We start from the raw sequence: 13,459 nt of genomic DNA, 5'->3' as shown, positions 1-13,459 counted from the left end.
TATTATTTTTTTAATAATTCATACAGTTGTTCTGCACTTTTCTTCCAACTGTATTTTTTAAGAACTGCCTCCGGTTTGTCAATATACTGAGAAAGTATATTGTCCAAATCAACATCTGTGTCATATGGGTCTATATAATGAACACTGTTGCCATATATTTCTGGCAAGCAGGCAGCGTTTGAGCAAATAACAGGAACTCCTTGACTTAATGCCTCAAGTGGCGGCAAGCCAAATCCGTCATATATTGAAGGATATATAAATGCTTTACAATGTTTAATAAGAGATTTTATCTGTTCATCACTGACGTATCCTAATATTTTAACATTTGAGCTTATATCATATGTTTCATTATCTGCCATAGATTTGGCTCCCGCAAGCACAAATATATCGTTCAGATTTTTTTTTGCTGCTTTAAATACCCAACTTGTATTTTTCATTTTTGAGAGACTTCCCAATGAAAAATAATACTTTTTGTTTTCTAAACCATAATCAGTTAAAATGCTATCATCTGTATCTATATTATCAAAATGCTGCCATGCACTTCCTATCACTGTAATCCTTTCCGGGGCAATTTTATATTCATCTATAAGTTGATATTTTGAAAAATGTGATACAGTCATTATAGGCATTTTTAGTAGAGCAGCCATCCTAAAAACGGCTCTATGATATATGTTTGAAATCTTTCCGTGTAAAGTTGTTCCAAACTCAGGATGGAGTTTGTATGCTATATCATGAATAAAAATACTCCCTGGACATATTAAAGGAAAGGTATTATTAAAATTCAGTCCTTTAAGTTTATTCTTTTTTAAATAGAACGGAAAACATGTCTGCTCCCATAATGATCCCTTTATTTTACCGCATCTCACTATTTCGATATTTTTAAGTTTAGGGATGTATGTAGCATATTCCGGTACAATTAACTTGAATTCACCCGGCTTGACCATCATATCCAATTCTTTAAGAATTTCTTTTGTATATCTCATTACACCGGTTTGACGCTGAGAAAACAATAAACCATTAAAAGCATATTGGGTCATATTTGCACATCCTTTATTTTCTTATATTTCCAGACCAATTTTATGATTCTTAGATCATCCACAAAATATCTTTTAAACATTCGCTTAGGTTCCTGTAAAAACCTATAAAACCATTCAAAACCACAATTGCTTACCCATTTTGGAGCTCTTGAAATATTTCCTGCAAGGAAATCTATTGTTGCCCCGGCGCATATAGAAACTATTGCATCGTAATTTTTATAATTTTCATAGACCCATTTCTCTTGTTTGGGGCAACCGAAACAAGCTATTAACAAATCAGGCGATACATCAGATATCATTTTATTTATTTTATCTATTTCGTTTTTGTCTTTTTCAAATTCAAGTGGCGGAGAATATGTACCTACGATTTTTATATTTTTATGCTTTTGCTCCAGTTTTATTTTGGCATTTTCTGCTACGCCCTCTTTGCCACCTATAATATAGATAGAATAACCCTTACGTTCTGCCGTTTCACATAACATCGGCACCAGATCAGACCCGGATATTTTCTGACAAACAGGTCTTTTATATAATTTTGATATCCATACCAATGGTTTTCCGTCAACAAGTACCATATCTGCATTATCGGATATTTCTTTTAAATACCTGTCCTGTTCGATTTTCATTATCACATCTACATTTACCGCAACAACATACGCTTTTTTATTGTTTACTATCATTTTTTCGATGTTTTCAATCGTTTCGGACATTTTCAAATTATTTACATATGTATTGAGTAAAGGTATTTTTCCCATAATATCACCGTAATCCGAAAAATTTATCTTCCAACATCAAGCACAAACAATGATATACCGGCAAATGCAGCTCCTGAACCATATACGTCTCGGTTTCCGGCACCCTTATACACACGTCTGCCATTTCGCCGAGCCGACTCTCCTTTTGTCCGGTCAGCCCGATGACTTTCATGCCTTTTGCTTTTGCCGTAACGGCGGCGTAAAGCACGTTTTTGCTGTTGCCGCTCGTGGAAATTCCGAGAAACACATCGCCCGCGCTGCCGTAGCCGTTGACCTGTTGGGCGAAGCACAGCAGCGGCTCGCAGTCATTTTGATAGGCAGTCGAGAGCGCCGGATGTCCGTCTAAGGCTATGGCGGGAAGTGCGCCCTGCAAATTCCCTGCAAGCGTTTCTCCAAGTTCAGGATGGATGGCTATGAGCTTGTCCGCATACGCCTGTGGTAATTTTCGCGGGCTTTTGAAACCTTTCATCAACTCGCCGACGATATGTTCGCTGTCTGCCGCCGAGCCGCCGTTGCCGGCAATCAGCAGTTTGCCGCCATGCCCGAAGCACTCCGCCAACAGTTCGTAGGCTTCGGCGATGTCTGCCCTGCATACCGCCAATTGCGGATAGCGCTGCATCAGCGTGCCGAGGTGTGCCCGTACTTTATCGTTCATGGGTATTCTCCAAAATTTCTTTGACGGCTTCATATAAATCTCCGTCGGTCGGAATCCTTTTCGTCCGGCAGCCCGCGGCTTCACCTGCTTTTTCGTCGTGTTCGCCGTCGCCGATTATCCACGACTGCCGGAGGTCGATGTTAAAGTCCTTTGCCGCTTGCAACAGCATACCGGGCTTCGGCTTGCGGCAGGCACAGTCGAATTTCAGTTCTTTGACTTCGCCCTCGAAGCCGCTGTCGGGATGATGCGGACAGAAATAGATGCCGTCGAGATAGGCGCCCTCATGGCCGAGCAGGGTCTCCATTTTATTGTGGATTTCGTTAAGTTCGTTAAACGTTACATCACCGCGGGCGATGACAGGCTGGTTCGTTACGACGATCGCGAGATAGCCCGAACGGTTGATTTGCTTTATCGCCTCGCAGACCGTCGGCAGCAGCGCAAAATCGTCTATGTTTCTCAAGAAGCCGACGTATTTGTTTATCGTTCCGTCGCGGTCGAGGAAGATCGCCTTCTGACTGTTCCGCAGATTTCCCGCATACACCCTGCCGCTCTCAAAGTCCCGCATGACGGCTTCATAACGCTCCGGCGTACCCATATCCTTGACATATTCCGGGCTGTCGTAGCAGAACATCTTGCCCGTCCCTGCGAGAGGCTTCAGTAGGTGTCTGTCTAAATCTATTTTAGATAAGTTGATTTCATTTTTTAGTAAATCCGGTGAAAGGATGTGCAATCCGGCGTTGACCCTGTTTTTGTAAAATTCGGGGCGTTTGTCCTCTTTGGCGAGCCATCTTTGGACGGATTTGTCATCATCTGCAATAATCAGTCCGCTATCATACGGATGGTCATTCGGATGAGTAAACAGCGTCGCAAGTCCGCCGCGTTCTTTATGAAACGATGCAAATCGCTTGAAATCTATGTTGAATACCGAATCGGCATTGAGCAGCAGAAAATCCTCGGTGAGTTTGTCCTTTAACCGGAACAGCGCTCCCGCGTTCCCGAGCGGCTCCTCCTCGACGAAATACTCGATATGTGCACCTAACCGGCTGCCGTCGCCGAAATAAGCGATTATCTTGTCCGCCATATGGCTGACGGTCAGGATTAGGTCGGTAAATCCCTGCTCGCGCAGGCACGTAATCTCATGCTCCAACACCGGCTTGCCGCAGATCGGGATAAGCGGCTTCGGAATATCGGGGAATATGTCCGATATGCGCGTACCCCGTCCGCCGGACATGATAACGGCTTTCATTTTATACACGGCGTGTAACTTTCCGGTGAATAGTAGATGACACTTGTCCCGCCGTCCTCGAACGTGAACGGCACGTGCAAAAGGCCTTTCATCGCCTCCATGACCTTTGCGCGGTGTTCGGGTCGCACATAGAACAGCAGGAATCCTCCGCCGCCCGCTCCTAACAGTTTTCCTCCGAGTGCGCCTGCCGCTATCCCTTTTGCATACAGCGCATCTATGCTGTCCGTCGAGGTGGCCGCTCCGATCTGTCGCTTCAATCGCCACGTATGGTCCAACAGCCGTCCGAAGTCATCAAGGTCGGTATGCTTGTCCGTCAGTATGTGTTCCGCCTCATCGACGAGCGACAGCATCTCCTTCAGCTGCGCGGTTCTGTCGGCTCGCTCCTTGGCATTAGCAGCCTGCACGACGGATGAGAACCGCGTGAAGCCCGTGAAAAACATTACGAGATTGGCATTAAGTGCGCTCTTCCGCTCCGGCGAAATGATGACGGGACGTACTTCATAGTCGTTTGCGTTGAAGTCGATACGGTTGAATCCCCCGAACGATGAGGCTATCTGATCCTGCCAACCGCCCGCTTCCCCGCATAGCGTCCGTTCAAGATATATCGCCTCGTCGGCAAGACTTCTCTTGTCCTTGTATTTCCCTTTCAGGGAGTGAAACGCATTCAGCATTCCGACAGCAAATGACGATGACGTTCCAAGCCCGGAACGTGCGGGAAGATCGGACTCGTAGGTAAGGCGTATCTCGTGCATGTCCAACATTCTCATCGCATTGCGGATAGCAGGATGCTGGATTTGTTCGACTTCGGTAACACGCTCTGTCTGCGCATAGCATAGTTCAGAGGAATAGTCGAAGAACCGCGGCAGATGGCGCACGGTAACATAACAGTATTTATCGAATGTCGTCGATAACACTGCTCCGCCGTGAACGTTAAAAAAGTCCGGCAGATCCGTTCCTCCGCCGAAAAATGACATGCGGAAAGGGGTCTTGGTAATAATCATCAGCAATTTCCTTCTTTGAAAATATGTTTTATCGTTTTCCAGATAAGTTTGATGTCAGTTCTTATTCCGCGTTCGCGTATATATCTGTAATCCAGTTCGAGCTGTTCGTCGTAACTCATCTTCGTCGTGTCCGTTATCTGCCAGTAGCAGCTCAGTCCCGGCTTCACCTGTAGCCTGTCCAATGGCAATTGGGCTTGTTCCGACGGTATGAATGCCCGCGGACCGATAATGGTCATGCTGCCGGTGAGAAGGTTGAGTGCCTGCGGTGTCTCGTCGAGACTTGTCTTTCTTAAAAATCGCCCTATTCTCGTAATGCGCGGGTCATCCTCCATCTTGAAATGAACGGAGTGGTATTCGTTGAATGCGGTGAGTAGCCCTTTCATCCGCTCGGCATCCTTGCGCATAGTGCGAAACTTTACCATTCTAAACACTCTGCCGTCTTTCCCTACCCGTTCCTGTACGAACAGCGGATTCCCGAAGTCGTCGAAAATTACCGCCAGCGCAATGATGAGGTAAACCGGCAATCCTACAGTCAGACATATCAGCGAAACGACGATGTCAAACGCTCTCTTGACGAATTCGTACACCGGCTTCCGCTTTACCACAATCCGCTCTTGGGGTGGTTGAGCAATGGCCTTCGTTTCTTGAATCATGAAATGAAATCGAATTTCAATTATGGAATGGTATCGCGTAAACTCCGCACCCCATTGCAGCAGTCATTTATATCTGCCGACAGGCTGCTTGTCGTTGCTTTTGCAATTATGCGATATTACCGAAGATTTACTCCTGGATTTCCTGTCCCTTCCGCATACACAGCCGGTCGATGCAGACAGCCCGGCAAACCAACTGTGCATCGCTGTCTTCCGGCAGCGTGCGCATTTTGTCCTGTGCAAGTTGCACGATATACGCCGCCTTGTCATAACCGTCCCCGCACGGCATGCAGTACATCGCCAGCTCGTAGAGCAAAGCCAGCGTCCGGCAGTCGTCAACCGTCATGTCGGCCTGTGCTGCGAGCCGTCCTGTAATCCGCGTGTAATAGCGGTTGTACAACCGCTCGATCTGCCGGTCATGCGTCCCGTCCAGGAACATGTAGGAGTTGCGGCACAGAATATCCACCCGCTGCAGGGCTTCGCCCTCCGAGATATCCGTCCACTCCTCGTGTCCGTCCAACTCAGCCGTCCACGCCGCAACGCGTCCGGCAAAGTATCGGAATACCTTGTCGTCCCTGTCCTCCTCCGGTACCGGATAGTACCCATAGGCAATATTGCGAAGCACATCGTATTCCAGTCCCTGTGCAGCGGTTGTCATCGCATACCGCCCGAACCATGTCGAGATAATGTCGGTTCCGTATTTGCAGTAGCCTTCCACCTTGTCGGAACCGGGATCCCGACAGGTACCGTACAGCGAATCGTACAGTACCGACATCATGCGGCTGCGCCGTGCGAAGGAGTATCTTTTTGAACAACGGCGCCGGCAGATGCGGTACAGGCGGTCGATGGCCGCCCCGTATATCCTGCGGTCGCCGTAAGTGTCGTCCGGACTGCACGTGACGACCAGATTGTGCAGGGCGGCGTAGATTTTCATCAGCGACGCTATGGCATTGTCCGACAAGGCGTCCGTCAGGGGGATGGACTGCACCCAAGTTATTTCTGCCGTCAGTCCGGCGTGTGTCTGCGCTATACTCGTTGGCTCCATGATTGCCCGTCTTGTGGATAATCGTTCTGCGGCCTCGGCGGCCCGATGCGTTCGAGCCACTGGCGGGGGATGTGCGAAACGGCGACGGCGACGACCCCTTCGATGGCGACGACCAGCAGCTTCGTCCCGTGCACCCGCCGGATATATCCTTCCGCCCCTTTGAAGATGCCCTCTGTCACACGCACCCTGTCGCCCTTGTCGATGGGAAAGTCCACGGCTTCCAGTCTCCGCGCCCCACATTTCACGACGGACATGAACATCTCCATCGTCTTGTCCCAGATAGGTGCGGGACAGTTCGTCCCCGGATGGCAGTAGGCCATGCCCCGGTTCCGCGTCATCTGTTTCAGCCCCAGGACATACTCGCAGGGTGCCTTCACGAACAGCAGGTTCGGAACCAGCGGTTTCTCGCCGTATTCCAGCCCGTTGTCCGTGAAGGTCTCGGCTATCCGCATCGGCCGGTAGGTTTCCATGCCGTCGCGCTCACAGATTGTTCTGATGGGAGATACCAAATTGCGATATATCGACATCGCGTACCAGTGCGGCTGCCTGTCCTGTTGAACCGGTGTATGCTCCATAGTGAGAGAGGGAAGGATATTTTTAACTCAAGTGTTTTTTCTTCTTTATTCTGAAAAGGGTGTTTCTTCTCTTTCACCGCCGGGACACCCGTTTCCCCGACGATGCACTTCGGATTCGGCCGCCTGCGATGCACCTGTGCACGCTCCGACACACCGGCTTGTGACTATATCCGCTTGCTCCCGGTATAAAGCCGTGAATCCGGCCCGTCTGTGTGCTCTCTTCGTAAGAGTGAAGACATTTTTGTAACAGATTGGTTTGCTTTGCAATGCAACAGCATAAACCAACGATTTGTACAATTCTTATAACGTTATGTACAACCCACACCCCGTCACGGACAGGGAAACCGGACGGGGTGGGAATTGAAGAACAGACAATAGTGCATTCTGTCCTTTTTGCATTTTAATGCATCAAACATCTGTAAACCAATGATTTGCCTTTCGGGGGGGGGTATTTTTAGAGAAAATATTATTGTATTTTGTTTGGCGGATGAAATTAAAGTCGTACTTTTGCACGTCCGTTTGTATTCACTCTTACGAAGAGAGGACACAACGCAGCGACTCCAGGATTCCCCTGTTTGCATTGTCTATCACCGAATTTTCTAACATGGTCAGATAAATCTGTGTCGTGCGCTCCGATGTATGGCCCATACCTGCACTGATGACTGACACGGGAATCTGATGGTTACAGGTTGTGTGTATAAAACGAGAACCGTAATGCAAGTCGGTGTCAGTTGGAGGATTGGACGGGATGTTCGCCTCAATAATCCTACCGGCTATAGAGAAATCTATCAATATCAAATGAAGTTTCTATAGAAGTTGAAGAAAGTGATAAAATAATATCCTGAGTTTGCTTATATTCAGAAATCATGTATTTTTGCAGCAATTAATATCAAACTGCTATGAAAAGAAAACTTTTATGTTCTGTTTGGGTTGGATGTTTATCATTAGGAATGCTTTCCGCTCAGGAATTCCATCTGCAACCCACTCCCCAAGTGTATGAAGCCCTTCAAGACAGCATTGTCTTGCCAGATGCCTATAGCTTCTCGGCTGATACCGAAGGGGCGGCTTCTGATGCTGTTCGTCTGCTCGGTACGTTGCTACCTGATCGGCAAGCAAAGGCTGCTTTTCGAATAACTGTGGGTGTAAAAGGGGATAAGAATATACGTAGGTATGTCCATCTGATACCTTCCAAGGCCGAAGGTTATTATCTGAAAGTAAGTAAGAACGAGATTGTAATTGCCGGTGCAGATGCTCGTGGTGCCTATTACGGTGTACAGACTTTGTCACAACTGCTGACCTTGCCTAAACTACCTCTGGTTGAAGTGACGGATTACCCTGATATTCCTTATCGTGGGGTGGTCGAAGGTTTTTACGGTACGCCTTGGAGTCATGAAGCCCGTTTGCGCCAATTGGAGTTCTACGGTCGTAATAAGATGAATGTATATCTTTATGGTCCGAAGGATGATCCTTATCACAGTACCCCAAACTGGCGTAAACCTTATCCTGAACATGATGCTGCTCAATTAAAGGAATTGGTGAACAAGGCAAAAGAGAACAATGTCATTTTTTATTGGGCCATCCATCCGGGACAAGACATCAAGTGGAACGACGAAGACCGTCAGAACCTGCTAAATAAGTTCGAAAAGATGTATCAGCTGGGTGTACGAGGTTTTGCCGTATTTTTCGATGATATTTCGGGAGAAGGCACGAAGGCTGACAAACAGGCAGACTTATTGAATTACCTGGATGATTATTTTGTAAAGGTGAAAGGCGATGTGGAGCCACTCATTATGTGTCCTACGGAGTATAATAAGGCCTGGTCTAACGTGAAGGGTGGCTATCTGACTACTTTGGGAGAAAAACTGAATAGGGGTATTCAAATAATGTGGACAGGAAACAGTGTAATTGCTACCATTGACCGTGAAACGATGGATTTTATCAATCCGCTTCTGAAACGTAAGGCTTACATCTGGTGGAACTTCCCTGTGTCCGATTATGTACGTGACCATCTGCTTATGGGGCCTGTCTATGGCAATGCACTTGATATTAAGGACGAAATGGAAGGTTTTGTTTCTAATCCCATGGAACATGCTGAAGCATCCAAAATAGCTTTGTATAGTGTGGCCGATTATGCCTGGAATCTGTCCGACTATGACAGCGACGCATCGTGGAAACGAGCTGTTATGGATTTGATGCCCCATCATGCAGCATATTTGGAAACCTTTGCCGCTCACAATTCTGATTTAGGAGCTAACGGGCATCGTTTTCGACGCGATGAATCAGTTGCTTTGCAACCTGCTTTGGAAACTTTGCGCTCTACCTATGAAAAGCAGCATGTTATTGACGAAGATGCTTGGTATCAGGTTAGCGAGGAGTGTCGGAAGATTGTCGCTGCGTCCGATATATTGTCTGTATCTCAGGAAAACCAACCATTGATTGCCGAAATGAAGCCTTGGCTCATGCAGTTCAAACTGGTGGGACAATATGGTGAGGCTGTTCTGCAAATGATGCGTCGAGCCGTGACAGACAAATCCGGCTTTGAAACGGCTTATGAACATGCAAAATCCTTACAGCTTCTGATGTATAAGGTCGATACTTCTTACAACCAGAATCCCTATCAGCCTGGAGTAAAGAGTGGAAGCAGGATACTTCTTCCTACGTTCTATGCTTTGTTTAAGGCAAGTGTCGGACTTTATAATCAGGCTTATCAGGCTACATTGGATACACGTGCGGTTTATATGCCATATACCTGGAGCAGCGATGTGCCTCAGTTGGCAGCCTTGCCGGTATTGCGTAAAGGGAAGATGGGTAATGTGTCTCCTTCTAACGAAGTGATTCGCTGGCAGGCAGGAGGCGAGGCTTTGTTGATGATGGAGCAGATTTGTACGCTGAAGAGTCTCACTGTCGATTTCGGTATAGTCGATGCTCCCAAGCTTATTCGTTTGGAAATGACTGCTGATGGACAAAGATGGGAAGAAATCCCCCTTCAACATGCTAATGGAAAGACTCTTTATAAGGCAGATGTAGAAGGACGGAATGTACAAAAAATCCGTCTGACCAATATGACCGGACAGGAACAGAAAGTTTACTTTAAACAGTTTGGATTTGAAGAAAAGTAAATCCTCTCTTTTTCTACATAACGTGAGTTCGACATAAATCAAAAGATAGCCGGTTGCCCGTCCTTGATAAAGTTCACTTCAATGGCGGGTTCCTTTTCAAAGCAACAGCAGGCTGCGATAGCCGGCAATAAATTTGTAACAAATTTTCCATTCCCTTATGCAGTCAGGTAGCACTTCCTGAAGTCCCGACGCAGTGCTGCGTGAGGGTGTCATGCAGTGCTTTCTGAGGAGGAGACGAAGCACTTCGTCAGGGGGTCAGCAAGCACGGCGTCAAGACGGAAAAATCTGCCCGTGAAAAAAAGAGGAAGAAAAACGAGTTTTTGGTACGAGTAAAACAGTCCTGTCACACCAATTTATTGATATACAGTCGGTTGCTGCGACAGTGACAGCAGCTGTGCAAACTTTTTTGAAATAAAATAAAAAATAGGCTGCCTTTAAAGGCAAGGTATTTTTTATTTTTCACGGAAATGTTTACCAAAGGCCCTAAGGTGTCGCACTATTTTATTGATAATCTGCTACTTGGTGTGACAGGACTATTTTGAGCCCTTCTCGGATTATTTCCAAAGTGATTTGGGAGCTATAAAGACAAGATAGCTGATAAAAAAGGGAGGATGTTTGTTGTCCTCCTTTTTTATGGTCGTTCGTATGACCTGTGCCTAATTCTTTGTTAGTGGAAAATTTTCCTGTAAATGGTTTGTGCTCTGCGAATGGCGTCTCCTTCTTCAGCTTCCTGCGGATAAGAATTATGTTTCTGTGTCCAAGCTTCTTCTATTGTATAGAAGTCTATATTTTCAGGCTCCTGTCCGTTCAACTTGGCTTCCAAATAATCAAAATAGATTTTCCAGCGCAGGTAGTAGAAATCTTTCAGCAGCCCGTTCCATTCCTTATGAGCATAATCTCTCAGGCCTCCTGCATCAGCTGCCTGCCGATTGCCCCACGTAGTAATCTGTACGCGGGCGTTCCATTCCAGCCAGTCTTTTTCGGTGTCTGTGTTGCCCATATTCCGGGCCATTCCAATCCATTTCCCTAAACGGAACTCATCGCGTGTGGCCAATAGGCTGTCCTGTAGCTCTATCAGGTGGAGGAAACAGGAGGAAGCGGTCTTGAACAATTCCTTTTCTCCAGCGAGATAGGCACTTGTCACGACGGAATAGACCAATCGGCCTTTTTCGGCTACGGCTTGACGCACGATGCCTATCAGATCGTATTCAAAGTTGTTGTTGCCCTTGAAGCGGGGAGCGGCTTCTATCATCAATCCGGCGGCTTTGATAACATCCTCCGGCTTATAATAGTCTTTCATTTCCGACCAGCTGGAAGCCTGATAAGCCTTGAGCGAAGGACGTGCGCAGAAAATGGATTCGTGTGTGCCTTGCTGGGTAGAAGAGGGAGGGCAGTTGTAGATGCTGGTTCGTAACAGTTCCCATGCTTCCTCGATTTGTGGATCACTTTTTCCGTAGCGTGCCTGGATGTAATCTTTTAGCCATTCGTTGCCGGTAAAGGGAGATGTGCGCCAAGGCAATTCACACAGTAATTCGTACATCACAGGGTTGTTCTCGATTCCTTCCATCGTCAGGCCTACGCCTTTCAATGTCTGGCCAAAGCGGCTGTTCCGAGCTTTATAGAACTCGTTGATGACATGTGTCATTTTGCCGTGCAATCCCACATTGCCACCGTAATTGAGCAACATGCAGTAAAGCCAATCGTGCGCTCCGAAGCCATTCTTACGATACCATGTCGAGGACGGGTCGCCCCATTGTGGACGGCTTTCTGAGTATAGGTCGAGCACAATCAGATCGCCTGCGGGCAGATTGGCTATCATCTCTTCATAAGGGCACTGTTGCCAGGCTTGGGCCACCCATACGGCTTTCGGGTTGACCCTTTTCATGGCGGCGTGGATGGCTTTCCCGGCTGCATTGAGGTCTACACCCGTTACACTGCCTCCTTCGTGGAAGGGATCCATGCTATAGTAGTTGGCTTTTCCGTAAAGTTTAGTTAGTTCTTCGTAATAGAGATCGGCTATGTGTTGGAACTGCCGGTCGGTAGGTTGCAGGATGGCAGGGCGCCGATAACCGCACCACAGACCTGGCTCAGCTACATTCAGGCCCAACTTTTCTTTGGCGTTGTTGGGCACCATGCCTGAGTAGCCGGGCAAGACAGGCTCTATGCCGAACTCTCGCATGCGTTTGAGTATCTTCTTTTGTAATTCTTCCTGTTTCTCGTACCAGTTGGATGTATTGGGACCTCCCCAGGCCTCCAAGTTGTTCATCAGCCACCAGGCTTGGAAAGCCGGGCCGGCCACGAAGTTATTCACCTCGTCTGTACTGTAGCCTAATCGGGTAAGAACGTTTCGCCACACGCTGGCCGTGCCTGTGATGGCTAAAGGTAAGTTGATGCCATGCAGGGCCATCCAGTCTATTTCTTGTTGCCATCGTTCCCAGTCCCAGAAAGCCATGGAGTAGGAGTGGGTACAGTAGTTCAGGTAGTAACGATGCTTCAGTGTTGTTTCATGTCGCTCTTTTTTCGTAACGGAGGGAAGCACGTCCGGCAGCTTGGCATGCATGTTGTTCCATGTCAGGTGGATACCGACGTAATACTTCAGATACCAGTGGATACCTGTGGCAATACTTACATGGTTATTTCCGCGTATAACGACCTTTTTCCCTTTTTGGTCGAGTTCAAAGAAATCTGTATCCGACTTTATGTATTCGATGACAAATTTACGGGAGGCGTTTGTATCAATGCGATCCAGTAATCCGTTGATGGGTGTTCCTGCTTGGCTTGTTAGCATCAGAAAGAGCAGTCCGATGAGTGTAAACGATAGCTTTTGCATAAGCATTCCTACTTTTTAAGGTTTGAATATGGATGGTTTATAAAGTTCAGTAGGTCAGGTTGGATACTTCTCCAGCTTTCATCCCATATTTGAGGAAGTTGCCTGAACTGAAGCCGTGAACTGAAGCCGGCATGTCTGTGGGATGAAATACTGTGGCGGTTGTTACGAAGGGTAATCCGTCGGTTGTCGGAGAAGCGTTAAGCTGCCATAGGCTCGCAGCTAAAATTATTATGAGCAAGCCGATGTTTCTTGTCTTTTTCATGGGGAATACTGATTTTTCTTTGCAAAGATAATCCATTTGTATATAAATCAGTTAAAGGATTGAATTTATTAATGAAAAGAAAGAAACGATGACGATTGTGCTTATTTTGGGCGGTTTGATGATGGAATATAGAGAACAGGTGGGGCATCTGGTTGAAATGTAGCGGATTGGAAAAGGTTTCGGAAGAATGTGGAATGTCTCTCTTAAAAATAATTTGCCTCCCGTTTTTTGATAATTGAAAGAATAACACTAATTTTGCGCACCTATTTTTGAGATTTTGAAAT

The 13,459-nt window shown here is 46.9% G+C and carries 11 protein-coding genes and 1 pseudogene; 1 reads left to right on the top strand and 11 read right to left on the bottom strand.

Annotated elements, in window-relative coordinates; all coding sequences use genetic code 11:
- Positions 1–2 precede the first annotated feature (2 nt).
- The 9 genes and pseudogenes from Q0Z70_RS04965 to Q0Z70_RS04925 all read right to left on the bottom strand — a co-directional run.
- Positions 3–1,037, bottom strand: coding sequence for a glycosyltransferase family 1 protein (locus Q0Z70_RS04965; RefSeq protein ID WP_298073015.1), 1,035 nt, complete (start codon positions 1,035–1,037; stop codon positions 3–5).
- Positions 1,034–1,792 carry a WecB/TagA/CpsF family glycosyltransferase gene (locus Q0Z70_RS04960; protein WP_298073014.1) on the bottom strand — a complete coding sequence of 253 codons (759 nt, stop codon included), beginning with the start codon at positions 1,790–1,792 and terminating at the stop codon, positions 1,034–1,036. Before Q0Z70_RS04960 ends, Q0Z70_RS04965 begins: the two co-directional genes overlap by 4 nt.
- A 4-nt stretch (positions 1,793–1,796) precedes the next feature.
- On the bottom strand, positions 1,797–2,447 hold the full coding sequence (locus Q0Z70_RS04955) for an SIS domain-containing protein (protein ID WP_298073013.1): 651 nt from the start codon (positions 2,445–2,447) through the stop codon (positions 1,797–1,799).
- Positions 2,437–3,693 carry an HAD-IIIA family hydrolase gene (locus tag Q0Z70_RS04950; protein ID WP_298073033.1) on the bottom strand — a complete coding sequence of 419 codons (1,257 nt, stop codon included), beginning with the start codon at positions 3,691–3,693 and terminating at the stop codon, positions 2,437–2,439. Before Q0Z70_RS04950 ends, Q0Z70_RS04955 begins: the two co-directional genes overlap by 11 nt.
- Positions 3,690–4,694: a kinase gene (locus Q0Z70_RS04945; protein WP_298073012.1), complete on the bottom strand. Its 1,005-nt coding sequence runs from the start codon at positions 4,692–4,694 to the stop codon at positions 3,690–3,692. The genes Q0Z70_RS04950 and Q0Z70_RS04945 overlap by 4 nt, the downstream gene beginning before the upstream one ends.
- Entirely contained in the window at positions 4,694–5,347 is a 654-nt protein-coding gene (locus tag Q0Z70_RS04940; RefSeq protein ID WP_298073011.1) for a sugar transferase, read from the bottom strand. The genes Q0Z70_RS04945 and Q0Z70_RS04940 overlap by 1 nt, the downstream gene beginning before the upstream one ends.
- Before the next feature lie 127 nt (positions 5,348–5,474).
- Positions 5,475–6,389, bottom strand: a complete 915-nt coding sequence (locus Q0Z70_RS04935; protein ID WP_298073010.1) for a hypothetical protein — start codon at positions 6,387–6,389, stop codon at positions 5,475–5,477.
- A complete protein-coding gene (locus Q0Z70_RS04930; protein WP_298073009.1) occupies positions 6,371–6,916 on the bottom strand; it encodes a transcriptional regulator in 546 nt (181 codons plus the stop codon). Before Q0Z70_RS04930 ends, Q0Z70_RS04935 begins: the two co-directional genes overlap by 19 nt.
- Before the next feature lie 579 nt (positions 6,917–7,495).
- Positions 7,496–7,648: pseudogene (locus Q0Z70_RS04925) on the bottom strand (site-specific integrase); the annotation flags it as partial.
- 215 nt (positions 7,649–7,863) lie between these two features.
- Between Q0Z70_RS04925 and Q0Z70_RS04920 the strand changes: the two are divergent.
- Positions 7,864–10,083: a beta-N-acetylglucosaminidase gene (locus tag Q0Z70_RS04920; protein ID WP_298073008.1), complete on the top strand. Its 2,220-nt coding sequence runs from the start codon at positions 7,864–7,866 to the stop codon at positions 10,081–10,083.
- Between the two features lie 667 nt (positions 10,084–10,750).
- Here Q0Z70_RS04920 and Q0Z70_RS04915 read toward each other — a convergent pair.
- Both Q0Z70_RS04915 and Q0Z70_RS04910 read right to left on the bottom strand, forming a co-directional pair.
- The gene (locus Q0Z70_RS04915) at positions 10,751–12,913 is read right to left on the bottom strand and encodes an alpha-N-acetylglucosaminidase (RefSeq protein WP_298073007.1); all 2,163 of its coding nucleotides are present in this window, start codon (positions 12,911–12,913) and stop codon (positions 10,751–10,753) included.
- Between the two features lie 46 nt (positions 12,914–12,959).
- Complete coding sequence (locus tag Q0Z70_RS04910; RefSeq protein ID WP_298073006.1) at positions 12,960–13,175, bottom strand: hypothetical protein; 216 nt, start codon at positions 13,173–13,175, stop codon at positions 12,960–12,962.
- Positions 13,176–13,459 lie beyond the last annotated feature (284 nt).

The sequence above is a fragment of the uncultured Bacteroides sp. genome (genome assembly GCF_947632445.1).
GTDB lineage: Bacteria > Bacteroidota > Bacteroidia > Bacteroidales > Bacteroidaceae > Bacteroides.
The sequence above is the reverse complement of the archived record's forward strand: the minus strand, read 5'-3'. Positions and strand labels throughout refer to the sequence as shown.

Coding starts and splice junctions, on each gene's coding strand:
- Q0Z70_RS04965 (WP_298073015.1), bottom strand. CDS start 1,037: ATGACCCAATATGCTTTTAATGGTTTATTGTTTTCTCAGCGTCAAACC.
- Q0Z70_RS04960 (WP_298073014.1), bottom strand. CDS start 1,792: ATGGGAAAAATACCTTTACTCAATACATATGTAAATAATTTGAAAATG.
- Q0Z70_RS04955 (WP_298073013.1), bottom strand. CDS start 2,447: ATGAACGATAAAGTACGGGCACACCTCGGCACGCTGATGCAGCGCTAT.
- Q0Z70_RS04950 (WP_298073033.1), bottom strand. CDS start 3,693: ATGAAAGCCGTTATCATGTCCGGCGGACGGGGTACGCGCATATCGGAC.
- Q0Z70_RS04945 (WP_298073012.1), bottom strand. CDS start 4,694: ATGATTATTACCAAGACCCCTTTCCGCATGTCATTTTTCGGCGGAGGA.
- Q0Z70_RS04940 (WP_298073011.1), bottom strand. CDS start 5,347: ATGATTCAAGAAACGAAGGCCATTGCTCAACCACCCCAAGAGCGGATT.
- Q0Z70_RS04935 (WP_298073010.1), bottom strand. CDS start 6,389: ATGGAGCCAACGAGTATAGCGCAGACACACGCCGGACTGACGGCAGAA.
- Q0Z70_RS04930 (WP_298073009.1), bottom strand. CDS start 6,916: ATGTCGATATATCGCAATTTGGTATCTCCCATCAGAACAATCTGTGAG.
- Q0Z70_RS04920 (WP_298073008.1), top strand. CDS start 7,864: ATGAAAAGAAAACTTTTATGTTCTGTTTGGGTTGGATGTTTATCATTA.
- Q0Z70_RS04915 (WP_298073007.1), bottom strand. CDS start 12,913: ATGCAAAAGCTATCGTTTACACTCATCGGACTGCTCTTTCTGATGCTA.
- Q0Z70_RS04910 (WP_298073006.1), bottom strand. CDS start 13,175: ATGAAAAAGACAAGAAACATCGGCTTGCTCATAATAATTTTAGCTGCG.